The sequence below is a fragment of the Patulibacter sp. SYSU D01012 genome, assembly GCF_017916475.1.
In the GTDB taxonomy this organism is placed as follows: Bacteria; Actinomycetota; Thermoleophilia; order Solirubrobacterales; family Solirubrobacteraceae; genus Patulibacter.
Window position 1 is genome coordinate 1,566,882 of the sequence record NZ_JAFMTB010000001.1, and the last position, 22,511, is coordinate 1,589,392.

22 protein-coding genes and 3 tRNA genes are annotated in these 22,511 nt (G+C 74.0%); 20 read left to right on the plus strand and 5 right to left on the minus strand.

All coding sequences use genetic code 11. The annotated features are described in order from the left end of the window. Positions 1-21: 21 nt before the first annotated feature. The gene (locus J3P29_RS07240) at positions 22-999 is read right to left on the minus strand and encodes a phosphatase PAP2 family protein (RefSeq protein ID WP_349239775.1); all 978 of its coding nucleotides are present in this window, start codon (positions 997-999) and stop codon (positions 22-24) included. A gap of 321 nt (positions 1,000-1,320) precedes the next feature. On the opposite strand from J3P29_RS07240, the gene J3P29_RS07245 reads away from it, so the two are divergent. The 5 genes from J3P29_RS07245 to J3P29_RS07265 all read left to right on the plus strand — a co-directional run bounded on the left by J3P29_RS07245 (position 1,321) and on the right by J3P29_RS07265 (position 6,293). Beyond that, positions 1,321-2,142: an enoyl-CoA hydratase-related protein gene (locus tag J3P29_RS07245; RefSeq protein WP_210492384.1), complete on the plus strand. Its 822-nt coding sequence runs from the start codon at positions 1,321-1,323 to the stop codon at positions 2,140-2,142. 116 nt (positions 2,143-2,258) lie between these two features. Next, entirely contained in the window at positions 2,259-3,257 is a 999-nt protein-coding gene (gene coxB / locus J3P29_RS07250; protein ID WP_210492385.1) for a cytochrome c oxidase subunit II, read from the plus strand. A gap of 24 nt (positions 3,258-3,281) precedes the next feature. Continuing rightward, a complete protein-coding gene (gene ctaD, locus J3P29_RS07255) occupies positions 3,282-4,967 on the plus strand; it encodes a cytochrome c oxidase subunit I (protein ID WP_210492386.1) in 1,686 nt (561 codons plus the stop codon). Positions 4,968-5,007: 40 nt separating this feature from the next. After that, the gene (locus J3P29_RS07260) at positions 5,008-5,922 is read left to right on the plus strand and encodes a heme o synthase (RefSeq protein WP_246851437.1); all 915 of its coding nucleotides are present in this window, start codon (positions 5,008-5,010) and stop codon (positions 5,920-5,922) included. 131 nt (positions 5,923-6,053) lie between these two features. Then, on the plus strand, positions 6,054-6,293 hold the full coding sequence (locus tag J3P29_RS07265) for a cytochrome c oxidase subunit 4 (protein ID WP_210492389.1): 240 nt from the start codon (positions 6,054-6,056) through the stop codon (positions 6,291-6,293). Between the two features lie 20 nt (positions 6,294-6,313). On the opposite strand, the gene J3P29_RS07270 is transcribed toward J3P29_RS07265, so the two are convergent. The 3 genes from J3P29_RS07270 to J3P29_RS07280 form a co-directional block, all read right to left on the minus strand. Then, entirely contained in the window at positions 6,314-7,744 is a 1,431-nt protein-coding gene (locus tag J3P29_RS07270; RefSeq protein WP_210492390.1) for a wax ester/triacylglycerol synthase family O-acyltransferase, read from the minus strand. Positions 7,745-7,846: 102 nt separating this feature from the next. Beyond that, a complete protein-coding gene (locus tag J3P29_RS07275) occupies positions 7,847-8,446 on the minus strand; it encodes a CoA pyrophosphatase (protein WP_210492391.1) in 600 nt (199 codons plus the stop codon). Then, positions 8,430-8,843 carry an OsmC family protein gene (locus tag J3P29_RS07280; RefSeq protein WP_210492392.1) on the minus strand — a complete coding sequence of 138 codons (414 nt, stop codon included), beginning with the start codon at positions 8,841-8,843 and terminating at the stop codon, positions 8,430-8,432. Before J3P29_RS07280 ends, J3P29_RS07275 begins: the two co-directional genes overlap by 17 nt. A 78-nt stretch (positions 8,844-8,921) precedes the next feature. Between J3P29_RS07280 and J3P29_RS07285 the strand changes: the two genes are divergently transcribed. The 5 genes from J3P29_RS07285 (at position 8,922) to J3P29_RS07305 (ending at position 11,962) form a co-directional block, all read left to right on the plus strand. Further along, positions 8,922-8,995 (plus strand) — tRNA-Pro (locus tag J3P29_RS07285). Between the two features lie 119 nt (positions 8,996-9,114). Next, positions 9,115-9,798, plus strand: coding sequence for a sterol desaturase family protein (locus tag J3P29_RS07290; RefSeq protein WP_349239776.1), 684 nt, complete (start codon positions 9,115-9,117; stop codon positions 9,796-9,798). A 489-nt stretch (positions 9,799-10,287) separates the two neighbouring features. Beyond that, positions 10,288-10,361: transfer RNA gene (locus J3P29_RS07295), tRNA-Arg, on the plus strand. A 65-nt stretch (positions 10,362-10,426) separates the two neighbouring features. Next, positions 10,427-10,499 (plus strand) — tRNA-His (locus J3P29_RS07300). Positions 10,500-11,185: 686 nt separating this feature from the next. Beyond that, positions 11,186-11,962, plus strand: a complete 777-nt coding sequence (locus J3P29_RS07305) for a hypothetical protein (protein ID WP_210492394.1) — start codon at positions 11,186-11,188, stop codon at positions 11,960-11,962. A gap of 215 nt (positions 11,963-12,177) precedes the next feature. Here J3P29_RS07305 and J3P29_RS07310 read toward each other — a convergent pair whose 3' ends face one another. After that, positions 12,178-12,321 carry a hypothetical protein gene (locus J3P29_RS07310; RefSeq protein WP_210492396.1) on the minus strand — a complete coding sequence of 48 codons (144 nt, stop codon included), beginning with the start codon at positions 12,319-12,321 and terminating at the stop codon, positions 12,178-12,180. 25 nt (positions 12,322-12,346) lie between these two features. Here J3P29_RS07310 and tig point away from each other — a divergent pair, with 25 nt between their 5' ends. From tig to J3P29_RS07355, 10 genes are all read left to right on the plus strand, one after another. After that, on the plus strand, positions 12,347-13,816 hold the full coding sequence (tig, locus tag J3P29_RS07315; RefSeq protein WP_210492397.1) for a trigger factor: 1,470 nt from the start codon (positions 12,347-12,349) through the stop codon (positions 13,814-13,816). Positions 13,817-14,088: 272 nt separating this feature from the next. Further along, the gene (gene clpP, locus J3P29_RS07320) at positions 14,089-14,673 is read left to right on the plus strand and encodes an ATP-dependent Clp endopeptidase proteolytic subunit ClpP (RefSeq protein WP_282599915.1); all 585 of its coding nucleotides are present in this window, start codon (positions 14,089-14,091) and stop codon (positions 14,671-14,673) included. A gap of 51 nt (positions 14,674-14,724) precedes the next feature. Next, positions 14,725-16,005: an ATP-dependent Clp protease ATP-binding subunit ClpX gene (clpX, locus tag J3P29_RS07325; protein ID WP_210492399.1), complete on the plus strand. Its 1,281-nt coding sequence runs from the start codon at positions 14,725-14,727 to the stop codon at positions 16,003-16,005. Positions 16,006-16,049: 44 nt separating this feature from the next. Beyond that, positions 16,050-16,346: a hypothetical protein gene (locus J3P29_RS07330; protein ID WP_210492400.1), complete on the plus strand. Its 297-nt coding sequence runs from the start codon at positions 16,050-16,052 to the stop codon at positions 16,344-16,346. Between the two features lie 90 nt (positions 16,347-16,436). Beyond that, entirely contained in the window at positions 16,437-19,085 is a 2,649-nt protein-coding gene (locus tag J3P29_RS07335) for a valine--tRNA ligase (RefSeq protein WP_210492402.1), read from the plus strand. Further along, on the plus strand, positions 19,082-20,419 hold the full coding sequence (locus J3P29_RS07340; RefSeq protein ID WP_210492403.1) for a cyanophycin synthetase: 1,338 nt from the start codon (positions 19,082-19,084) through the stop codon (positions 20,417-20,419). The genes J3P29_RS07335 and J3P29_RS07340 overlap by 4 nt, the downstream gene beginning before the upstream one ends. A gap of 7 nt (positions 20,420-20,426) precedes the next feature. Further along, positions 20,427-20,561 carry a hypothetical protein gene (locus J3P29_RS20325; RefSeq protein WP_282599916.1) on the plus strand — a complete coding sequence of 45 codons (135 nt, stop codon included), beginning with the start codon at positions 20,427-20,429 and terminating at the stop codon, positions 20,559-20,561. A gap of 65 nt (positions 20,562-20,626) precedes the next feature. Beyond that, positions 20,627-21,136 carry a zinc ribbon domain-containing protein gene (locus J3P29_RS07345; protein WP_246851438.1) on the plus strand — a complete coding sequence of 170 codons (510 nt, stop codon included), beginning with the start codon at positions 20,627-20,629 and terminating at the stop codon, positions 21,134-21,136. Between the two features lie 141 nt (positions 21,137-21,277). After that, on the plus strand, positions 21,278-21,685 hold the full coding sequence (gene ndk, locus J3P29_RS07350; protein ID WP_210492406.1) for a nucleoside-diphosphate kinase: 408 nt from the start codon (positions 21,278-21,280) through the stop codon (positions 21,683-21,685). Positions 21,686-21,690: 5 nt separating this feature from the next. Next, positions 21,691-22,314, plus strand: coding sequence for a Maf family protein (locus J3P29_RS07355; RefSeq protein WP_210492407.1), 624 nt, complete (start codon positions 21,691-21,693; stop codon positions 22,312-22,314). Positions 22,315-22,511 lie beyond the last annotated feature (197 nt).

The window sequence follows — 22,511 nt, forward strand, 5'->3', positions numbered from 1 at the left end:
ACAAAGTGAAGTGCCGCCTGGCTAGGGGGTCCCCGCGGGGGCCCGGCGCAGGCGCTCGCGGGCGTGGGCGGCGCGGGCGCGGGCGGCGTGGCGGCCGATGGCGTCGCTCACCCGGGCCAGCGGGCCGCTGACGTGCGGCGTCGCCCGGCGGACGCCCTCCGCCAGGCTCGCGCCCGCCACCAGGTCGGTGACGTAGTGCTCGCCCAGGTAGACGAGGGCGAAGCCCAGGGTGAGGGCGTACGTCCAGCCGACGGCGCCGGCGACCGGGCCGGTGTCGCGCAGCACCTGGGCGGCCGCCACCGAGGTGCCGAAGTGCAGCGACGGCATGGCCGCGAGCGGGTTCCCGCCGAGCGCGTCGTAGAGCTGCGGCCAGCGGTCGCCCCAGAGGCCCTCGCCGTACTCGCGCATGAGGCGGCGCAGCGGGGGGCCGTCGCCGAAGTCGATCCGGCCGGCCTCGGCGGCGAACCACGGCGGGGCGGTGGGGACGGCCCAGTACACGACGGCGCCGAGGTCGAACGTCGCGTAGATCCGCGCGGCGGCGCGGGGGAACTGCTCGGGGCGGCGGAGCAGCACGTACGCGGCGGCGGTGTGGGGGACGGCGAACCACACCCAGTGGCTCCAGCTGAGGACCTTCTCCCACCACGCGAAGCGGCCGTCGCGGTGGAGCGCCTGCTGCAGGCGGACCGTCGGGATCCGCCCGCCGCCGATCACGGTGTCGCTGCGCACCGGGTAGTCGATGCGCACGCGGCTGCGGAGCCGATCGGGGTCGTCCGCCGGGATCTCGTACGCGGCGAAGTACGCCCACATCTGCAGCGTGCAGACGGCCACGTCCCGCACGCGCGAGCGGGGCATCACGAAGGTGAGGGCGACCGGCGCGCCCGCGGCCGCGGCCACCACGGCGGACGGGCGCACCCGCAGGCGGCGCCGCACGAGCGGCGCGGCCGCGCCGAGCGCCACCGCCGACCAGGCGGCGGCGCGGATCGCTTTCCCGTACGCCACGAGGGCGGGAGCCTAACGACGCGACCGGGCGGGTGGGCGCCGCCCCGGGGTGGCGGGGCGCGACGCGAGGCCTCGCGGCGCGGGCCTCGCGCGCGCGGGTCCGACCGCTTGGTCGCCGCGTGGTCCCCGCGTGGTCGCGGGGACCACGCGCTCGCGGGGTGCGGCCACGCGCCCGGCCGGTCGCTCGGCCGTGGCGGCGCGCCGGGACCGCCGCGCCTACGGGGCGGTCCGCACGTCCGCCTCCGGCCCGACCGCGCGCGAACGGCGACAGTGGACTGGCCGGACGGCCAGTCGGTGCGCGGGGCTGTCATCCTGCCGCGCATGAGCGCGTTCGAGACCGTGCAGGCCTTCGAGACGGTGAACCTCCTGCGGGACGGCGCCGCGGCCGTCGTCGAGATGAACCGGCCCGACGTCCTCAACGCCTGGAACGGGCGGATGGGCGACGACCTGCTCGCCGCGCTGCGGGCCTGCGAGGACCCGGAGATCCGCGCCGTCCTCGTCACGGGGGCCGGGCGCGGCTTCTCGTCGGGGGCGGACCTGGCGTCGTTCGGCGAGGACGCGCTGCCGACGCGGCCGAGCGGCCGTCCCGACCTCGAGCGCGTGCTCCACGCGCGCTACCACCCCATCATGCGCGCGGTGCGCGCGCTGGAGAAGCCGGTGCTCGCCGGCGTCGACGGGCCGGCCGCGGGCATCGGCATGTCGTTCGCGCTCGCCTGCGACCTCGTGACGGCCAGCGAGCGGGCGAAGCTCGCCCACGCCTTCACGAAGATCGGGCTCGGCCCGGACGGCGGCGCCTCCCTGTACCTCGTCGCCCGCCTCGGCTGGACGCGGGCGGCCGGGATCATGTTCGGCGGGCGCAGCGTGCCGGCGGACGAGGCGCTGGCGATCGGCCTGGTCAACCGCGTCCTGCCCACGGAGGGCTTCCGGGCCGCCGTCGAGGACGAGGTCCGGGCGCTGGCCGCCGGGCCCACGCTCGCCTACCGCGCGGTCAAGCGCACCCTCAACGCGCAGGTCGTCCGCGCGCTCGAGGAGCTGCTCGCGCTCGAGGCCGCGGAGCAGGGCGGACTGGGGGAGAGCGAGGACTTCGCGGGCGCCGCGATGGCCTTCCTGCAGAAGCGCGAGCCCACGTACGGGGGCCGCTGAGCGGGTTCGGGTGCCCTACCGCCGAGCCCGAGAAGCCAGTCCCGAAGCGGCCTTCCGCCCTCTCCGACCCAGCGTGGTTCCTTCCCGTGTCCAGCCTCACTAGAATCGAGCGCGCTTTGCGACGCTCGAACCGGATTCCCCACCTCTCGCGGGCCGCCGTGCTGGCGTCCGCGTCGGCGATCGCGCTGGCGGTCCTGCTGACGCTGCTGCTCGCCGGACCAGCCCACGCCTCGTTCTGGGCGCCGCAGCACGGCGGCTCGCCGAACGCGGACCGCATCCACACCCTCTACTCGATCATCATGGTGATCGCGGTCATCATCTTCGTGGCCGTGGAGGGCGCGCTCTTCTACGCGCTGTGGAAGTTCCGGATGCGCCCGGGCGCGAAGGCCGAGCAGCTCCACGGCAACACGCGCCTGGAGATCGGCTGGACGGCGGGCGCCGCCGCCATCGTCCTGGTCATCGGCATCGTGACCTTCATCATGCTGCCGGGCATCCGCAACCCGGACGACTCCGACGCCGACGGCTGGCAGATCCCGGCGAGCTACCAGACCGCCAAGGATCCGGGCCTCCTGCCCCCGAACGGCAAGTCGCTCAACATCGACGTCAACGGCCAGCAGTACGCGTGGCGCTTCGTCTACCCGGACGGCGACAACGATCGCCAGAACAACGTCACCGCGTACGAGGAGATGGTCGTCCCGACGGGCACGACGGTCACCCTCGACGTCCGCTCCTCCGACGTCGCGCACTCCTGGTGGATCCCGAAGCTCGGCGGCAAGGCCGACGCGCTCCCGGGCTACACGAACCACACCTGGTTCAAGATCCCGCGCGGCAAGGAAGGCGTCTACACCGGCAACTGCGCCGAGCTCTGCGGGCGCAACCACGCGAACATGACCGCGCGCGTCCGGGCCATCACGCCCGAGCAGTTCACGCAGTGGCTCGCGCGCCAGAAGGCCGCGATCGAGGCCGCCGGCCGCGGCGCGCAGCAGTACCGCGCGCAGCAGGCGCAGAACGACCAGCGGTCCCAGCAGGGCGACGCGTCGCAGCCCTCCGGTGAGCCGGTCCCCTCGCCCTCCACCGTTCCCAACGACGCCACGTCGCCCGCGGCGCAGCGCTAGCCCCCCGGTCCCGAGGTAGTTCCCATGGCCGTCAGCACCGCCAGCACCCTCACGCAGACGCCGATCCCCCAGGTCGTCGCGCACGAGGTGCCCCGTCCGACCCGCAACTGGGTGGACTGGCTCACCACGACCGATCACAAGAAGATCGGCATCATGTACCTCGTCCTCACCTTCGCCTTCTTCGGCGTCGGTGGTGTCGAGGCGCTCCTCATCCGCCTACAGCTGGCCGTCCCGGACAACACGCTCCTGGACTTCAAGACGTACAACCAGCTGATCACGATGCACGGCACCACGATGGTGTTCCTGTTCGTGGTGCCGGTGATGGCCGGCTTCGGCAACTACTTCGTGCCGCTGATGATCGGCGCGAGGGACATGGCGTTCCCGAAGCTCAACGCCCTCTCCTTCTGGATGCTGGCGGCGGGCGGCGCGGTGTTCTACGCGTCGATCTTCTTCAACCCGCCCGAGTGCGGCTGGACGTGCTACGTCCCGCTGTCCTCGAAGGACTACCTGCCGAACGGCGGCGTGGACGCGTGGATCTTCCTCGTCCACCTGACCGGCATCGGCTCGCTGGTGGGCTCCGTCAACTTCTACGTGACGATCGCGAACATGCGCGCGCCGGGCATGACCTGGAGCCGCCTGCCGCTCTTCTGCTGGACGATCCTCACGTACTCCGTCCTGCTGATCCTGGCCCTGCCGGCGATCGCGGCCGCCGTGACGCTCCTGCTGACGGACCGCCACTTCGGGACGAACTTCTACGACCCGGCCGAGGGCGGCTCGCCGCTCCTGTGGCAGCACCTCTTCTGGTTCTTCGGCCACCCCGAGGTGTACATCATGGTGCTCCCGGGCTTCGGGATCATCTCGGAGGTCCTGCCGATCTTCGCCCGCAAGCCGATCTTCGGCTACAAGGCGATCGCGGCCTCCACCCTCACCATCGCCTTCCTCGGCCTCATGGTGTGGGCGCACCACATGTTCACCACGCCGAGCCCGAGCGTCGTGCTCGTGTTCTTCATGGTCTCGTCCATGCTGATCTCGATCCCCACGGGCATCAAGATCTTCTCCTGGATCGGCACCCTCTGGCGCGGCACGATCGTGTTCCGGACGCCGCTGCTGTTCGCGGTCGGCTTCCTCGGCACCTTCCTCATCGGCGGCATCACCGGCGTGTTCCTCGCGATCTACCCGGTCGACTGGCAGCTGCACGACACGTACTTCGTCGTCGCGCACTTCCACTACGTGCTGATGGGCGGCGCCGTGTTCGCGGTCTTCTCGGGCCTCTACTACTGGTTCCCGAAGATGACCGGCCGGATGATGGACGAGAAGCTCGGCAAGATCAGCTTCTGGACGATGCTGATCGGCTTCCACACGACCTTCCTCGTGCAGCACTCGATCGGTCTCGACGGCATGCCGCGCCGCATCCCGGAGTACGCGGACGTCGGACACCTGGGGCTCTACAACCTGATCTCGACGATCGGCGCGTTCATCCTGGGCGTCGGCATCCTCGTCACGGCGATCAACGCCCTGCGCAGCCTGAAGCACGGCCCCGTCGCCGGCCCCGACCCGTGGAAGGCGAACACGCTCGAGTGGTTCACGCAGTCGCCGCCGCCGAAGAACAACTTCGACGCCGTCCCGCGCGTGCGCTCCGTCGAGCCGATGAAGGACATCCGCGCCGAGATCGAGCGCCGGACGAACGAGCCCGACCCGGTCTCCGCGTGACGCCCGTCGTCTCCAGCGGGACCCGGAGGCGATGAGCTCCATGCCCTCCTCCCTGTCCGCGGCGCGGCGGGCCGGCACCTCGGTGTCGGTGTCGCCCGCCGCGCGTCAGCGCGTGGCCGACCTGATCGCGCTCACGAAGCCGAAGGTGCAGGTCCTCCTGCTCCTGACGACCGTGACCGCGATGTACGCCGCCGGCAGCCCCTCGCCGTGGCTCGTCCTGGCGACCGTGCTCGGCGGCTCGCTGGCGTCCGGCGGCGCGAGCGCGATCAACCACTGGTACGACCGCGACATCGACACGCTGATGGAGCGGACGCAGGACCGTCCGATCCCGTCCGGGCGCATGCAGCCGCACGTCGCGCTGTGGGTCGGCCTGTGGCTGACGATCGCGTCGTTCTTCCTGCTCGCGCTCGCGGCGAACATCACGGCCGCCCTGCTCGCCCTGGCCGGCTTCGTCTGGTACGTCGGCGTGTACACGATGTGGCTCAAGCGCCGCTCGACGAACAACATCGTCATCGGCGGCCTCGCCGGCTCGTTCCCGCCCATGGTCGGGTGGGCCGCGGTCACCGGCGGCTTCGCGGTGGACTCGCTCTACCCGTTCGCCATCGTGTTCGCGTGGACGGCGCCGCACTTCTGGGCGCTGTCGATGCTGATCAAGAAGGACTACGCCGCCGCGAGCATCCCGATGCTCCCGGTGGTGCGGGGCGACGCCTACACGTACCGCGCGATCGTGGCGTGGTCCGTCATCACGGTGCTCGTCTCGGTGCTGCCGGTCGTGACCGGCGCCTTCGGCACGATCTACCTCGTCGCGGCCCTCGTGCTCGGCGCCGAGCTCCTGCGCCAGTCGGTGGTGCTCCTGCGGGCCGGCACCCGCGAGCGCGCGCTGTCGCTCCACCTGTACGCCTTGGTGTACCTGGCGGTGCTGTTCGCCGCCATGGTCCTCGACGCCAAGATCTGAGAGAAAAGGACCTTCCCGTGGACCGCAACCTCGCCAAGCGCAACCTGCGCGACGCGCTGATCGCCGGCATCGTCATCCTCGTGATGTTCCTGCTGACGTTCGTCGCCGCCGTCATCTACATCGCCTAGCCCATGAGTGAGCAGCCCGAGAACCCCGTCCCGCCCGCCGGCGACGACATCCATCTTCCCGGCGGCAGCGTCCAGCCGATCCTGCTGACGCTCGGCGTCACCATCGCGCTGGTGGGCCTGACCACGGACTACTGGATCCTGGCCGTCGGCCTGATCCTCACGGTCGGCACGCTCGTCGCCTGGATCCGCGACACGATCCGCGAGACGAACGCGCTGCCGCTGCACCACCACGACGAGCACTGAGCTCGTCCCGCCGCCCGCGCTCAGCGGGCGGCGCGGGGCACCCGCCGCGCCGTCCGTCCCTGGCGGGCCAGCGCGAGCAGCTCGTCGACCGCCGCGGTGATGCCCGCGGCCACGGTCTCCAGGTCCGGCAGCTTGTCGAGATCGCCGAGCAGGCCGAACTCCGCCAGGCCGTCGTACGAGGTCACGGCGATCGCGAGCGCCCGGTCGCCCGCCAGGAACGGCACCGGCACCGCCGTCTCGAGGCGCCGGCCCAGCAGGTACATGCCGTGCTGCGGGCCGGGCACGTTGGCGACGAGCACGTTGAACCGCCGCGCGTCGAAGCGCAGGCGCGAGGCCTGCGCCAGCACCGACGGCGGGGCGAAGGCGTCGTCCTGCGCCGTCATGGTCGCGGCGGACAGCGGGTGGCGGCCGGCCAGCTTCTGCGCCATCGAGCGGCGGATCCGCTCGTGGCGGGCGAGAGGGTCCGGCTCGCCGACCGGCAGCGGGGCGTAGGCGAGCGCCATCGGGCGTGCCTCGCGCCCCGCCGCCTCGATCGCCAGGGGCACCGCCGCTCGCAGCTCCAGGCCGGTCGTGTGGAGCCCGCGGTCCTGCATCCACTGCCGGATGGCGCCGGCCGCGACGGCCAGCACGACGTCGTTGACCGTCCCGCCGAACGTGTCCTTGATGCGCTTGAGGTCCGCGACCGGGACGGTCGCGTGCGCCAGCCGGCGGTGCGGTCCGATCGGGACGTTCAGCGGCGACGGCGGCGCCGGCTTCAGCCGGGGGCCCAGCAGCGCTCCGGCGAGCGCCGCCCCGCCGCGCGCGGCGCGGGGCAGCGTCCGCGGGTCGACGAGGGCGCCGAGGACGCGGCGCGGCGCGCCCGCGGCCAAACGTCCCGCGTCGCCCGCCGCGGCGGCGACCAGCTGCGCGCGCGACGGGAGGGGCGGTGCGGCCCACCCCGCACGCCGGCCGGCCGCGGGGCCGTCGCGCCGCTCGTGGGGGTCGAGCAGGGCCGTCATGAGGTCCATCGCGACGACGCCGTCCACGAGCGCCCCGTGGGACTTCGTGACGACCGCGAAGTGGTCCTGCAGGAGGCCCTCGACGACCCACAGCTCCCACAGCGGCTTCGTGCGGTCCAGGCGCTGCGAGAAGATCCGCCCGGCGGCCACCCGCAGCTCCGCCTCGTCGCCCGGCGACGGCAGCGCGGTGTGACGCACGTGGTACTCCACGCGGAACGACGGGTCCGGGGCCCAGCGCGGGCGGCCGACGCCGAACGGCGGCTCCACGAGCCGCGCGCGGTAGCGCGGCACGCGGGACAGGCGCGCCAGCACGTGGGCGCGGATCTCGTCGATGGGCGGCGGCGAGCCGGCGAAGACGGCGACCCCGCCGACGTGCACGTGGGTCGCCCCCTCCTCCTCGCGCAGGAGCGAGACGTCGGCGGCGGTGAGCTCGGCGGGGCGGGACGGCGGCATGGGACTGGGGGCGACCCTATCCGACCCTTCGCCGCGCGACCGAGGGCGCCGACGCACGGCGGGCCGTCGGCGACGACGCCGGGCGCCCCGGGGCCGCCGCGGCTAGGCCGCGTCGGCGCCGGCGACGAGCTCCGGCGGCAGGCGATCGAACAGGTCGGCGAGCATGCGGCCCGTCGCGCCCCAGACGAAGTGGTCGTCCACGACGTACGCGTCCGTCTCGAACGTCATGCCCCGCCGCTCGATCCGGCGCCGCTCGTAGCCGGCACGCAACGCGGCCAGGTCCAGCTCGAGGACCACGTCGACCTCGTGGGGGGACAGCTGCCACTCCCCGGGGTGCCGGATCCAGCCGACGACGGGGTAGACCGCGTAGCCGGTGACGAACGTCCCGACGGGGGAGAGCGCGCCGAGGATCTCGACGTTCTCGGGCGGCAGGCCGACCTCTTCGTGCGCCTCGCGCAGCGCCGTGGCGGTGGGCGAGGGATCCCCGGGGTCGGCGCGCCCGCCCGGGAACGCGATCTCGCCGGCGTGGCGCCGCATGTCGCTGCGGCGCCGGGTCAGGACGACGTGCAGCCGCCCGTCGACCTCGAGGAGCGGCACGAGGACGGCGGCGCGGGTCTCGCCGTGGGCGCTCAGCGCCGCCGCGTCCTCGGTCGGCAGCAGCGCGGCGCGGATGCGCTCCCGCGCGTCAGGCGACGTGGGCAACCCGCTCGACGCGCTCCTCGAACATGACGTCGCCGTCCAGGACGCGGTGGATCGGGCACTTCGTCGCGATGATGCGCAGCTTCGCCACCGTCTCGTCGTCGATGCGCTCGTCGACGCGCATCACGAGCTCGAAGCGCGTGGGGCAGCCGCGCTCGGGGGCGGGCTTGTAGTGACACTCGACCTCGAGGTCGCCCAGGTCCCAGCCCTTGCGCTCCGCGTACATCTGGAGCGTGATGGCCGTGCAGGACGCGAGGCTGGCGGCGAGCAGGTCGTGTGGCGCCGGGCCGGCGTCGTCGCCGCCCATCTCCGTGGGCTCGTCGACGGTGATCCGGTGGCCCCGCATCGAGACGGAGTGACGGAAGTGTTCCTCGCGCGTGGCGCGTGCGGTGACCTGCATGGTGGGTTCCCTCGTGGATTCCGGAAGGGGCCGGACCCTCAGTATGGCACCGCGACGGCTATGCTCCCCCGGCCATCGCGGGGCGTGGCGCAGCCTGGTAGCGCACCGACTTTGGGTGTCGGGGGTCCCCGGTTCGAATCCGGGCGCCCCGATGAGCCCGGCCGGCGGGCGGGCGCGGCCGTCCGCCGCCCCGCCCGCCGCCCGGAAGCACCCCGGCGGCCACCGGGTTCGGGCGCCCGAACCCTCCGGGGTCGCGTGCAAAGATGGGGCCGTGTCCCGCGCGCCGCACGAGTCAGACCCGTCCGAGTCGCTGCCGCCGCGCGTGACGCGGACGACGGTCCTGCGGGCGTCGCCGCCCATGTTCCGCACGGTGACGGTGGATCGCCTCACGCGCGTGCACCCGGCCGTGCCGCTGGTCGTGTTCCTGCCGGTCGTGGTGCTGCAGTCCGCCCTGGCCCTGCGGGCCGACGACCGCGTCGGCACGTTCGCCCTGCTCTTCGCGCTCGGCTTCGCCCTCTGGGGCCTGGTCGAGTACTGGGTCCACCGCGTCGTCTTTCACATCGAGCCCGAGGAGGGCTTCGGCGCACGGCTGCACTGGATGGTCCACGGGGTCCACCACGATCACCCGAACGACCCGCTGCGGCTCGTCATGCCGCCCGCCGTCTCCGTGCCGGGGATCGCCCTCTTCACCCTGCTGTTCGCCCTCGCCCTCGGCACGGGCGCGGGGCTGGCCGTCGCCGCCGGCTTCACCCTCGGCTACGTCGTCTACGACACGACGCACCACCACCTGCACCACCACCGGCCGCGGACGCGCGCCGGCCGCTGGCTGCGCGAGGCGCACATGCGGCACCACTTCCAGGACGACCACGCCGGCTTCGGCATCAGCTCGCCCTGGTGGGACGTCGTCTTCCGCACCCTGCCGCGCAAGGGCGGCAACAAGGCACGCCGCGGCTGAGCCGCTCGGGGGGCCCGTGCCGGAACGCCCGGCCCGGACCGCGGTGATGCGGATCACGAGGCGGGGCTGGGGGCGGGGGAGACCCGCGCCGGATCGCCCCGCCCCGGCCGCGGCGATCCGGAACACGATGCGGGGGCCGGGGCGGGGGAGGCCTGTGCCGGATCGCCCCGCCCCAGCCACGGCGATCCGGAACACGAGGCGGGGGGGCGGGGGCGGGCGAGTCCTGCGCCGGATCGCCCCGCCCCGGCCACGGTGATCCGGAACACGATGCGGGGGCCGGGGCGGGGGAGACCTGTGCCGGATCGCCCCGCCCCGGCGGCGGTGAGCCGGAACGCGAACGGGGCGCGGGGGCGGCGGTGATCCCGTCCCGGATCGCCCCGCCTCGGCCGCGGTGATCCGGCACACCAGGCGGGACCGCGGCTCGGGACGCGCGGGCGGCACGCCGGCGCCGTGGCACCGGCCCGGAATCACGTAGCCTGGGGCGCGCACGCCCCTGTAGCTCAGCTGGATAGAGCAGCGGCCTTCTAATCCGCAGGTCCTTGGTTCGAATCCAAGCGGGGGCGCCTCCGGCCGGGAAGGGGCGGGACCGCCGATTCGGTCCCGACCCTGTACTCTCGTTCGGCACGCGGCGGACGTAGCTCAGCTGGTAGAGCTCCTGGTTGTGGTCCAGGCGGTCGCGGGTTCGAGCCCCGTCGTTCGCCCCTCGCGCGCACCGGCGTCGTTGCCTCGCAACGGCGCCGTCGTCGTTTTCGGGGTCGCGACGCCGACGCGCCGATGCCCGCCGCTCGCGGCGCCTCCGCGCGGGGCGCCGGGCCTTCCGGTCCGGCCGGACCCTCCGGTCCCGTCACGGCTTCCGGTCCCGCCGCGCCTTCCGGTGCCGCCGCGCCTTCCGGTCCCGCGCCGTCTTCCGGTTCCGCCGCGCCTTCCGGTCCCGCCGCGCCTCCCGCCCGCGCCCCGCATCCCGGTCACGCCACGCCTTCCGGTCCCGCCGCGGGCCCCCGGGTCCCGGTATCCCGGCGCCCGCGCGTTCGCCGCGCCGCCCCTCCGGTCGCGCTCCGCGTCCCGGTCCCGCCGCGGCCCCGGTCCCGACATGCCCGCGCCCGCGCGCTCGTCGCGCCGTCCCGCCGCGCCCTGCCGTCCCGCCGCGCCGTCCCGCTGCGCCGCCGCGCCGTCCCGTCGCCGCGCCGTCCCGCCGTCGCGCCGAGCCGCGCCCCGGGGCCCCGGTCCGCGGGCCTTGGCCCTCCGCAGGCCCTCCCCTTGCGGGCGTGACCCGGGCCGCGCCCACCCGGTCGTGGGGGACGCGGCCGAAGGATTTCCTGCACGGCGCAACTCTGCCCCGGGGGTCGCGTTGGAAGGGGTGCACCTATTCCCCCAGCAAGGAGCACCCATGTCCCGCATCCGAGCATTCGTCGCCGGCCTGCCCGCCGGCCGCCTCATGACCGTCCTCGCGGCGGCGATCGTCGCGGTCGCCGTCGCGGCCCCGCTGGCCATCGGCGCCGGCGAGGGCTCGAGCGTCCGCGGCGGCGAGCGCAACCCCACCGGTGGCTCCACCCGCGAGTTCAGCGGCGAGACCGAGCTCATCGCCCGCAACTCGACCTTCGGCACCCGGCAGTCCAACAAGGGCACCGGCGGCGGCGCGATCTACGGCTGCCGTGCGGCGAACGCCGGCAAGTCCTGCATCGAGGCGTCGAACCTGAGCAACGGCCAGGCGTTCGGCTTCCGCTTCCGCGGCCCCGTCGGCGGCACCATCACCACGAACGCCACGGGTCAGGCGGCCGCCGAGGCCAAGCCGTTCACGACGAACGCCACCGGCGTGGCGACCGGCCTGAACGCCGACCGCGTCGACGGCAAGGACGCCCAGCAGATCGTCGACGAGGCCGCCGCCCGCACGAAGATCGCCACCGTCACCGCCCAGGGCGGCCTGCAGAACCAGCGCGGCTTCACGGCCGCCGGTCGCGAGTCCGAGGGCCGCTACCTGCTGACCGCCGACGGCGACATCTCGAAGTGCGTCCCGAGCGTGACCGCCTACGGCACCGCCGACGCCCCCGGCGCCAACGCGACGGTCGAGCTGGCCGACGCCACGCACCTGCGCGTCTTCGTCCGCTCCGGCGGCGACACCCCGGCCGCGGCGGACCGTCAGGTCGCCGTGACCGTCAACTGCTGAGTCCCGACCGCAGCATCCCGCGGGGGCCGGCCCGGCCGGCCCGTCGCGACCTCTCGAACGGCGCCCCGCGGGGCGCCGTTCGTGCGTTCGGACCGTGCCCGCGGCGCAGGGGCTCCGCGCGAGACCCTCGACCCCCGCGGCGTCCGACGCCCCAGCGCCGCGCACGAGGCCGCCGCCCGCCGGGAGGCGCCCGGGCGTTCGCGCGGGCCGACCGCTCAGCGGCCGCGGCGCCGGCGGGCGCCCAGCCGCTCGCGGCCCACGGCCAGCAGCTCGAGCAGCGTCCCCACGAGGTGGCCCAGGGTCCCCGAGGCGAGGGCGAGCACGGCGCGGTCCAGCCGCGTGGGAGCCTCGGGGCGCATCGCGCCGCTATCGTTGCCGATTCTCATGTCCGCTGTCTCCACGACCGTCACCGAACTCCCCGATTCCCGCGTCAAGGTCGAGGCCGAGGTGACCCCGAAGGCCGTCGAGCAGGCGATGCTCGCCACGGCGAAGGTCCTCGCCCGCGACCTGCGGATCCCGGGCTTCCGCCAGGGCAAGGTCCCGCCGCCCGTCGTCATCCGCCGCTACGGCCGCGAGACGGTCCTCGACGAGACCCTCCGCCGCTCGATGGGCGAGTGGCTCGTGGCCGCCGTCGAGTCGGCCGACCTGAAGACGGTCGGCGAGCCGCACGTGCACATCGGCGAGGCCCCGCAGGCCGGCCAGCCCCTGACCTTCGAGTTCGAGATCTCCGTCCGCCCCGAGGCGACGCTCGGCGACCTCGAGCCCTTCGAGGTCGGCCGCCGCGAGCCCGCCGCCGACGCCGAGCGCGTCGAGCGCGAGATCGAGCAGCTGCGCCAGCGCCAGTCCAAGCTCGTCGCCGTCGACCGCGAGGCGAAGGAGGGCGACACGGTCCTGATCTCGTTCGTCGGACGCGTCGACGGCGAGGAGTTCGAGGGCGGCGCCGGCCGCGACCAGCTCGTCGAGCTCGGCTCCGGCCGCCTCGTCCCCGGCTTCGAGGACCAGCTCCAGGGCGCCAAGGCCGGCGAGGAGCGCGACGTCACCGTCCAGTTCCCCGACGACTACGGCGCGGAGCACCTGCGCGGCGTCGAGGCGGTCTTCTCCGTCACGGTCCACGAGGTCCAGGAGAAGCAGCTGCCCGAGCTGGACGACGCGTTCGCCGAGGAGGCCGCCGGCGTCGACTCCCTCGACGAGCTGCGCGAGGACATCGCCCAGCGCGTGTCCGAGGAGGACGCGGCGACGATCGACCGCGAGTTCCGCGAGGCCGTCATCGACACCCTCATGCTCAAGGCCGAGGTCGAGATCCCCGACTCGCTCGCCCAGGCCCGCGCCAGCGAGCTGCTCGACCGCACGCTGAACCAGCTGGCCCAGCAGGGCATCTCGCGCGAGATCTACTTCCAGATGTCGGGCAAGACGGAGGAGGAGCTGCTCGCCGAGGCCGCGCCCGAGGCCGGGCGCTCGCTGCGCCGGGAGGCCGCCGTCGACGCGTACATCGCGAAGGAGGGCATCGACCCCAGCGACGGCGACCTGCTCGACGTCCTGAACGCCCCGGCCGCCCAGCAGGGCACGACGCCGGAGAAGCTGCTCAAGCGCCTGGAGCGCGACGGCCACCGCGACGAGCTCGTGAGCGACGTCGCGCAGCAGCAGGCGATCGACCGCCTGGTCGAGAACGCCACCACCGTCTCCGTCGAGGACGCGAAGGCGCGCGGCCTGCTCTGGACGCCCGAGCCGGGCGAGACCGCCGGCGCCGGCGGCCGTCCGTGGGCGGACGAGGAGGCGGCGGCCGAGGGCGACGCCGCCGACGCGTCCCCGGCCGAGGGCGACGACGCTCCGGCCGAGGAGTCCGCGGACTCCTGAGCCGTCCGCCGGGCCGGGCGGGGCGCCGCAGCGCGCCCCGCTCCTCCCGGCGTCCGCGCGGGCCGCTCCGGCGGCCCGTCCCGCGCTCCCGATCGGGCGGTTCCGCGCCGCCCGGACGGGCGCCGCGGCGCAGGCGCGCACCACCCGTCCGCCCCGGCGGGACCGCCGGAGCCGGTTGGTACGCTCAGTGGAAGGTCGTCCTTCGTCCTTCCGTCCCCGCCGGCCGCCGGCCGGCAGGACCCCCTTCCCGCACACCGAAGAGGAACCTCCGCATGAGTCCGATGGTCCCCATGGTCGTCGAGCAGACCGCTCGCGGCGAGCGCGCGTTCGACATCTACAGCCGCCTCCTGAACGAGCGCATCATCTTCCTGGGGACGCCCGTCGACGACCAGATCGCGAACCTCATCGTCGCGCAGCTGCTGCACCTGGCCTCGGACGACGAGGACAAGGACATCTCGCTGTACATCAACTCGCCGGGCGGCTCCGTCTACGCGGGCCTGGCGATCTACGACACGATGCAGTTCATCAAGCCGCAGGTCCGCACGATCTGCGTCGGCATCGCCATGTCGATGGGCGCCGTCATCCTCTCCGGCGGCGCGCCGGGCAAGCGCATGGCGCTCCCCAACTCGAAGATCCTGATCCACCAGGTCAGCTCGGGCTTCCAGGGCCAGGCGACGGACGTCGACATCCACGCGCGGGAGATCATCGAGCTGCGCGGCAAGCTCGACCAGATCATCTCCCACCACTCGGGCACGCCGCTCGAGAAGGTCCAGAAGGACACGGAGCGCGACTACTTCATGGACCCGGAGGAGGCCCGCGAGTACGGGATCATCGACCGGGTCATCGAGAAGGCGTAACCCCCCGACCTCGGGCCCCGCACGGGATTCGACGAAGGAGACGCACCACCCATGGCACGTGCCACCGAGAGCGGCGAGCAGCTCCTCTGCTCGTTCTGCGGCAAGTCGCAGCGCCAGGTCAAGAAGCTGATCGCGGGGCCGGGCGTCTACATCTGCGACGAGTGCATCGAGCTCTGCAACGAGATCATCGACGAGGAGCTCTCGGCGCAGCCCGGCGGCTTCGACGTCGACCACCTGCCCAAGCCGCAGGAGATCTACGGGATCCTCGACGACTACGTCATCGGGCAGGAGGCCGCCAAGCGCACCCTGTCCGTCGCGGTCTACAACCACTACAAGCGGGTGCGGCTGGCCCAGCGGCCGGACGCCGAGGTCGAGCTGCAGAAGTCGAACATCCTCATGCTCGGGCCGACCGGCTCGGGCAAGACGCTGCTCGCGCAGACGCTCGCCCGCATCCTCAACGTCCCGTTCGCCATCGCCGACGCCACGGCGCTGACCGAGGCCGGCTACGTCGGCGAGGACGTCGAGAACATCCTGCTCAAGCTGATCCAGGCCGCGGACTTCGACGTCAAGAAGGCCGAGACCGGGATCATCTACCTCGACGAGATCGACAAGATCGCGCGCAAGGCGGACAACCCGTCGATCACGCGCGACGTCTCCGGCGAGGGCGTGCAGCAGGCGCTCCTGAAGATCCTCGAGGGCACCCAGGCGTCGGTGCCCCCGCAGGGCGGGCGCAAGCACCCGCACCAGGAGTTCCTGACGATCGACACGACGAACATCCTCTTCATCTGTGGCGGCGCGTTCGCCGGGCTGGACGAGGTCGTCAAGCGGCGCACGGGGCGCCGCAGCGTCGGCTTCGTGGACGCCGCGGGCGAGGGGACGAAGGACGTGGCCGCCGACCGGCTCTTCGAGCACGCGCTGCCCGAGGACCTGGTCGAGTACGGCCTGATCCCCGAGTTCATCGGTCGCCTGCCGGTCGTGACCGCGGTCCGGCAGCTCGGCCGGCAGGACCTCATCAAGATCCTCACCGAGCCGAAGAACGCGCTCGTCCGCCAGTTCCAGGCGAGCTTCGCGTTCGACGACATCGAGCTCGTGTTCCAGGACGAGTCGCTCGACGCGATCGCCGACAAGGCGCTCGAGCGCGAGACCGGGGCCCGCGGCCTGCGGTCCATCCTGGAGGAGGCGCTGCTCGACGTGCAGTTCGAGCTGCCGAGCCGCCGGGACGTCAGCAAGTGCGTCGTGACGCGCGAGACGATCGCGGACGGTCGCCGGCCGACGCTCGTCACCGCGGCGGTCGCCGACGAGCGCGACGGCCTGGCCGCCGAGGCCGGCTGACCGGGCCTGGCGGGCCGGCGCGCCCGGTCCTCTAGGCTCGGGGGATGCCGCTCATCCGACGCCGTGCCACCCGCAGCCTCGGCCGGCGGGCCATCCCCTGGATGCTCGTCTTCGAGATCCTGCGCGAGGCGAACGCCCACTGGCAGGAGCAGCTCTCCCCGCGCGAGCGCAAGCGCGCGCTCGAGCTCGTGAAGACGAGTCGCGGGCTGCCGACCAACTTGTCCGCCCGCGAGCAGCAGGAGCTGCGCGACCTCGTCGGCAAGCTCGACGTCGCGGGCTTCGGCCGCCGCGCCGCGCTGACCGGCGCGGGCCTGGGTGGCGGTCGCCGGCACCGCCACTAGCGCGGGCGGCGGAGCCGTCGCCGGCGCGCTCCCGCGCCGCCCCGCGCGGCCGGACGCCCCCGGCCGCCGGGGGAACCTAGACTGGAGGGGATGCCCGAGACGCCGGATCCGTCGCGCCCCGAGTCCGCTCCGAGCGAGGAGGAGGTGTTCGCGCGGTGGGAGTCCGCCGGCGTCTTCTCCTCCCGGGTCGACGATCCCGAGGCCGAGAGCTTCTCGATCGCGATCCCGCCGCCGAACGTCACGGGCGCCCTGCACATGGGGCACGCCCTGAACGGCTCGATCCAGGACGCGCTGATCCGCCTGAACCGGATGCGCGGCAAGAACGTCCGCTGGACGGTCGGCACCGACCACGCCGGCATCGCCACGCAGACGAAGGTCGAGCAGGCGCTCGTCGCCGAGGGGACGAGCCGCGAGGCCGTCGGCCGCGAGGCGTTCGTGGCCCGGACGCAGGAGTGGCGCCAGCAGTACGGCGGCACGATCATCGGCCAGTTCCGGCGGCTCGGCTGCTCCGCGGACTACGCCCACGAGCGCTTCACGATGGACGAGGGCTACGTCCGCGCCGTCCTGCAGGTGTTCGTCGCGCTCTACGAGCAGGGCCTGATCTACCGCGACACCTACCTCGTCAACTGGGACCCGGGGTCGCGCTCGGCGATCTCCGACCTGGAGGTCGAGGACCGCGAGGAGACCGACACCCTCTACTCCGTCGCGTACCCGCTGACCGAGCCGGTCGGCGACCTGACGGAGGTCGTGGTGGCCACCGTGCGTCCCGAGACGATGCTCGGGGACGTCGCCGTCGCGGTCAACCCGCAGGACGAGCGCTTCGCCCACCTGATCGGCCGCACGGTCACGCTGCCGTTCGTCGGGCGCGAGCTGCCGATCATCGGCGACGACTACGTCAAGACGGACTTCGGAACGGGCTGCCTGAAGATCACCCCCGCGCACGACCCGAACGACTTCGAGATCGGCCACCGCCACGGCCTGGAGCAGCTGAACGTCATCGGCGAGGACGGGCGCATCACCGGCGGCCACGCCCCGCAGTTCGAGGGCCTGACCGCCGCCGAGGCGCGCGAGGCGATCGTCGCCGCGCTGCGCGAGCAGGGCGCCCTGCGCGGCGAGGAGCCCTACACGCACACCGTGCCGTTCTCGCAGCGCTCCGGTCAGCGCATCGAGCCGCTCATCTCGCTGCAGTGGTTCATGCGGATGGACGAGCTGGCGCAGCCGGCCATCGCCGCCGTCGAGGACGGGCGCGTGCGCATCCACCCGGAGAGCCAGCGCCGCCGGTACCTGAACTGGCTCGGCGAGATCCGCCCGTGGGTGCTGTCCCGCCAGCTGTGGTGGGGCCACCAGATCCCCGTCTGGTACCGCGGCGAGGAGACCTACTGCGGCGTCGAGCCGCCCGAGGGCGAGGGCTGGACGCGCGACCCCGACGTGCTCGACACGTGGTTCAGCTCGGCCCTGTGGCCGTTCGCCACGCTCGGCTGGCCCGACGACACGCCCGAGCTGCGGACCTTCTACCCGACGTCGGTCCTGTCGACGGCGCGCGACATCCTCTTCCTGTGGGTGGCCCGCATGGTGATGATGGGCCTGCGCTTCGCGGACGACGTGCCGTTCGCCGACGTCTACTGCCACTCCGTCATCCAGGCGCCGGACGGCCGCCGGATGAGCAAGTCGCTCGGCACCGGCATCGACCCGCTCGCGCTCATCGACGGCGGGCCCCGTCCCGAGGTGTTCGCCAAGAAGGGCAAGGGCGGCAAGGCCGGCGACGCCGGCGCGTTCCCCGCCTACGGCGCCGACGCCGTGCGCTTCGGCCTGCTCGCGATGTCGTCGACCCAGGACGTGCGCTTCTCCGAGGAGAAGATCGCGCAGGGCAAGCAGCTCGTCACGAAGCTCTCGAACGCGGTCCGCTTCGCCGTCGGCCGCCTGGCCGACGCGGACGCCGGCCTGGCCGCGGCGGGCGTGACCGGCGAGACGCTGCCCACGCGCCTCGAGGATCGCTGGATCGTCTCGCGCACCGAGCGGATCGCCCGCGAGACCGCCGCGCGCATCGACGAGTTCGACTTCGCGAAGGCCGCCCTCGGTCTGTACGACTTCGTCTACGGCGAGCTGTGCGACTGGTACCTCGAGCTCGTGAAGGGCCGCGACGCGGCGGACGACGCCGACCTGGCCCGCGTCCTGGCCTGGGCCCTCCGGCGCACGCTGCAGATCGCGCACCCGATCATCCCGTTCGTCACGGAGCAGTCCTGGGACGGCCTGCCGGGCACCGACGGGCTCGTCGCCGTCTCGCGCCTGCAGGCGCCCGACGACCGCCTGCTCGACGGCGACGCCGAGGAGCGCCTGGGCCGCGTCATCGAGACGATCTCGACGGTCCGCTCGTGGCGCAACGCCGCGAACGTGCCGCCGGGGCCGGTGCTGCAGGCCCGCCTGACGGCCGACGGCTACGACGACGACGCCCGGGCGCTCGTCGCCCGGCTGGCCCGCCTGGAGCTGACGGACGCGGCCGGCGAGGCCGTGACCGTCGCCGTGCCGGGCGGCCAGGTCGACGTGCTCGCCGGCGAGCACGTCGACCCCGAGGCCGAGCGCGCCCGGGTGGAGAAGCGCCGCGCCGAGATCGAGAAGGCGATCGCCGGCACGGAGGCCCGCCTGGCCAACGAGAAGTTCGTCTCGCGCGCGCCCGCCGAGATCATCGCCGCGGAGCGCGCGAAGGTGGAGGAGCTCCGCGAGGAGCTGCGCACCCTGTGACGGGCGCGGGGGAGGACCCGGCGGCGGCGCTGCGGGCGGCCGAGGACTGGCTCCTGGGCCGCGAGCTCTTCGGCATCCGCCCGGGACTCGACCGCATGCGCGTCCTGCTGCGCCGCCTGGGCGACCCGCAGGCGCGCTTCGACGCGATCCACGTCGTCGGCTCGAACGGCAAGACGTCGACGGTGACGATGGCCGCCGCGCTCCTCGAGCGCCGCGGCGTCCGGGCCGGGGCGTACGTCTCGCCGCACCTCGTCAGCTTCCGCGAGCGCGTCCACGTGGGCGGCGCCCCCTGCGCACCCGGGCCGTTCGCGGCCGCGGTCGCCCGCGTGCGCGCGGCGGCCGAGGCGCTCGAGGTCGAGGCCGCCGCAGGCCCCGACGGCGACCCCGGGGCGCTCGACGGCCCGGTGACGCAGTTCGAGGCCGTCACCGCCGCGTCGTTCCTGGTGCTGGCCGAGGCCGGCGTGACGTGCGCCGTCGTCGAGGCCGGGCTCGGCGGCCGCTGGGACGCCACGAACGTCCTGCCCGACACGCCGCCGTCGGGGCGCGCGCCCGTCGCCGTGCTGACGTCGGTGTCGCTCGAGCACACCCGCTGGCTCGGCGACACCGTCGAGGCGATCGCGGGGGAGAAGGTGGCCGTGCTGCACCGCGGCGGCACGCTCGTGCTGGCCGACGGGCTCCCGGCGGGCGCCCGCCGCGTGGCCACCGACCACGCCGCCGCCCTCGGCGCGCGCGTCGTGGACGCGCCGGCCGGGCCGGGGGACGACGTGCCCTCGCCCGGCGCGGCGCGGTACCAGCGCCGCAACCTCGCCACGGCGATCGCCGCCGTCGACGCCTACCTGGACGCGCCGCGCGACGAGGCCGCCGAGCGCGACGTCGCCGCCGCGGTCGCGGTGCCGGGACGCTTCGAGGTCGTCGACGAGGGGCGGGACGGCGGGCCGGTCGTCATGCACGACGGCGCCCACAACCTGGCCGGCTTCGAGGCCCTCGCCGACGCGCTCGACGCGGCGCCGCCCGCGCGCCCCGTCGTGCTGCTCGTCGGCGTGCTCGACGACAAGGACCCCGCCGGGATGCTGGCCGCCGTGGCCGGCTGGGCGGACGAGGTCGTCGTCACGCGCCCGAGCAACCCGCGCGCCCTGCCCGCCGACCGCCTGGGCGAGGCCGCGCGCGGCGCGCTGCCGGGCCGCCCCGTCCACGTGGCCGCCGACGCCCACGACGGCCTGCGGACGGCGCGTACACTGGCCGGGCCCGCGGGGACGGTCCTCGCGACCGGCTCCCTGCACCTCGTCGCCGACCTGCGCCGCGGGCCGGACGCCGGCCCCGGCGCCCGCTTCTAGACCCGCCATGCCGCCCACCGAGCCGCGCCCCGACGACCACATCCCCGTCCTGCGGATGGTGCTCGTCGTCGCCGCCGTCGTCGCGGTCGTCATACTGGTCTTCTTCGCCATCGGCTACGGGATCGGCCGCGTCTTCGTCTAGACGCCCGACCCACCCCGCAAAGGATTCGCGCGCCCCGGCGGCGAACTACCGCACTCGTGACCTCCATGCCCGATCCCCTCGCCATGTTCGGCATCACCAACAGCACGCTCGACACGGCCGTCAAGCTGCTGCTGCTCTTCGTCGTCCTGATCTGGCTCGCGCTGGTCTTCTACACGTTCTCCGACGCCCGTCGGCGCATCACGGACCCGATCCTGATCGGCACCGCGACCCTCGCGGCGCTCGTGCTGCCGTTCGCCGGCACGATCATCTACATGGTCGTCCGGCCGCCGGAGTACCTGGACGACGTGCGCGAGCGCGAGCTCGAGATGCAGGCCGCCGAGGCGCGCCTGCTCCAGTCGGGCGTGCTGCTCTGCCCGCACTGCGAGTACCAGGTGCAGAAGGACTTCCTGCGCTGCCCGTCCTGCCTGAAGAAGCTGCGCGACCAGTGCACGGGCTGCGGCAAGCCGCTCGACCCCGAGTGGCGGATCTGCCCGTACTGCGAGACCGAGATCCCGGGCCGCACCCCGCGCCGCCGCCGGCGGCCCCGGGTGGAGCAACCCGTCGACGAGCACTGATCCGGAACCGTCCGCCGCGCCCCCGCGCGGCGGACGCCGTTCCGGGGCGCGGATCACGGCGCGGTCCGCGGCTGCTTCACTGTCCGCGTCCGTTTGCCCGCTCCCGACCGCGACGTCCGTCGCCGGAGGACCACCACACCCATGTCCCGCACCCTCATCCTCGTCAAGCCGGACGGCGTCCAGCGCCAGCTCGTGGGCGAGGTCCTCGGCCGCTTCGAGCGCAAGGGCCTGAAGATCGCCGCCCTCAAGCTCGTGCAGCTCGAGACCTCGGTGGTCGAGGAGCACTACGCCCACCTGCAGGACAAGCCGTTCTTCGGCGAGCTCGTGTCCTTCATGACGCAGAGCCCCGTCGTCGCCGCGATCCTCGAGGGCGACTCCGCCGTCGAGGTCGGCCGCCAGGTCATCGGCGCGACGAACCCCGTCGAGGCCGCCCCGGGCTCGATCCGCGGCGACCTGGCCATCTCGGCCGGCGAGAACGTCGTGCACGGCTCGGACTCGGACGAGAACGCCGAGATCGAGATCAAGCGCTTCTTCGCCGAGCTGGGCTGAGCCCCGTGACGCCCCCGCCGTGGTCCGGCGGGCCGGGGCGGGGGCCGTTGGTCCTCGCGTCGCGCTCGCCCCAGCGCAGCGCCATCCTCGAGACGCTGCAGGTGCCCTTCCGGGTGCAGGTGTCGGGGGCGGAGGAGACCACGGCGGGCGAGCCCGTCGCCGTCGCGATCGCGAACGCCCGGGCGAAGGCCCTGGCCGTGGCGGCGCTCGAGCCGGCCGGGACCGTCGTCCTGGGGGCCGACACCGTGATCGTCGACGACACCGACGGCACGCCGCGCGCCGTCGGGAAGCCCGCCGACGAGGACGAGGCCCTGGCGATGCTGCGCCGCTGGTCCGGCGGGGCGCACCACGTCGCCTCCGCGGCGGCCGTCGCGCGGTCGACCGGCGAGGGCGGCACGCCCGAGATCCTGCTCGCCGAGGCCGACACGACGCTCGTCCGCTTCCGCACGCTGTTCGACCACGACCTGTCGTGGTACGTCGGCACGGGGGAGTGGCGCGAGCGGGCCGGCGCCTACGCGATCCAGCTGCGCGGCAGCCTGCTCGTCGACGGCGTCGAGGGCGACTGGTGGACGGTCGTGGGGCTCCCCGTCGGGCTGCTCTCGCGCCGCCTGCCGATGATCTTCCGCTGAGCCTGGCGCCTCGCCGCTCCTACCCCAGGTAGCGGCCCGTCCGCGACCCAGGCGATCCTGTGACGATCTTGAGCGGATCCTCAGGTTCCTAGGGCGGTTTCGGGCGCGTGCACGGTGCGGTTCACCGGTCGGTCCGCACACGACGCTCTGATACACTCCGTCCCGCTCCGCGGCGGTGGAGCACGTGGTGGCCCGGC

Coding starts and splice junctions, on each gene's coding strand:
- J3P29_RS07330 (WP_210492400.1), top strand. CDS start 16,050: ATGCCGCTCATCCGACGCCGTGCCACCCGCAGCCTCGGCCGGCGGGCC.
- J3P29_RS07305 (WP_210492394.1), top strand. CDS start 11,186: ATGTCCCGCATCCGAGCATTCGTCGCCGGCCTGCCCGCCGGCCGCCTC.
- tig (WP_210492397.1), top strand. CDS start 12,347: ATGTCCGCTGTCTCCACGACCGTCACCGAACTCCCCGATTCCCGCGTC.
- J3P29_RS07270 (WP_210492390.1), bottom strand. CDS start 7,744: ATGCCGCCGTCCCGCCCCGCCGAGCTCACCGCCGCCGACGTCTCGCTC.
- J3P29_RS07280 (WP_210492392.1), bottom strand. CDS start 8,843: ATGCAGGTCACCGCACGCGCCACGCGCGAGGAACACTTCCGTCACTCC.
- ndk (WP_210492406.1), top strand. CDS start 21,278: ATGTCCCGCACCCTCATCCTCGTCAAGCCGGACGGCGTCCAGCGCCAG.
- ctaD (WP_210492386.1), top strand. CDS start 3,282: ATGGCCGTCAGCACCGCCAGCACCCTCACGCAGACGCCGATCCCCCAG.
- J3P29_RS07335 (WP_210492402.1), top strand. CDS start 16,437: ATGCCCGAGACGCCGGATCCGTCGCGCCCCGAGTCCGCTCCGAGCGAG.
- J3P29_RS07265 (WP_210492389.1), top strand. CDS start 6,054: ATGAGTGAGCAGCCCGAGAACCCCGTCCCGCCCGCCGGCGACGACATC.
- J3P29_RS07310 (WP_210492396.1), bottom strand. CDS start 12,321: ATGCGCCCCGAGGCTCCCACGCGGCTGGACCGCGCCGTGCTCGCCCTC.
- J3P29_RS20325 (WP_282599916.1), top strand. CDS start 20,427: ATGCCGCCCACCGAGCCGCGCCCCGACGACCACATCCCCGTCCTGCGG.
- J3P29_RS07345 (WP_246851438.1), top strand. CDS start 20,627: ATGCCCGATCCCCTCGCCATGTTCGGCATCACCAACAGCACGCTCGAC.
- clpX (WP_210492399.1), top strand. CDS start 14,725: ATGGCACGTGCCACCGAGAGCGGCGAGCAGCTCCTCTGCTCGTTCTGC.
- J3P29_RS07260 (WP_246851437.1), top strand. CDS start 5,008: ATGCCCTCCTCCCTGTCCGCGGCGCGGCGGGCCGGCACCTCGGTGTCG.
- clpP (WP_282599915.1), top strand. CDS start 14,089: ATGAGTCCGATGGTCCCCATGGTCGTCGAGCAGACCGCTCGCGGCGAG.
- J3P29_RS07245 (WP_210492384.1), top strand. CDS start 1,321: ATGAGCGCGTTCGAGACCGTGCAGGCCTTCGAGACGGTGAACCTCCTG.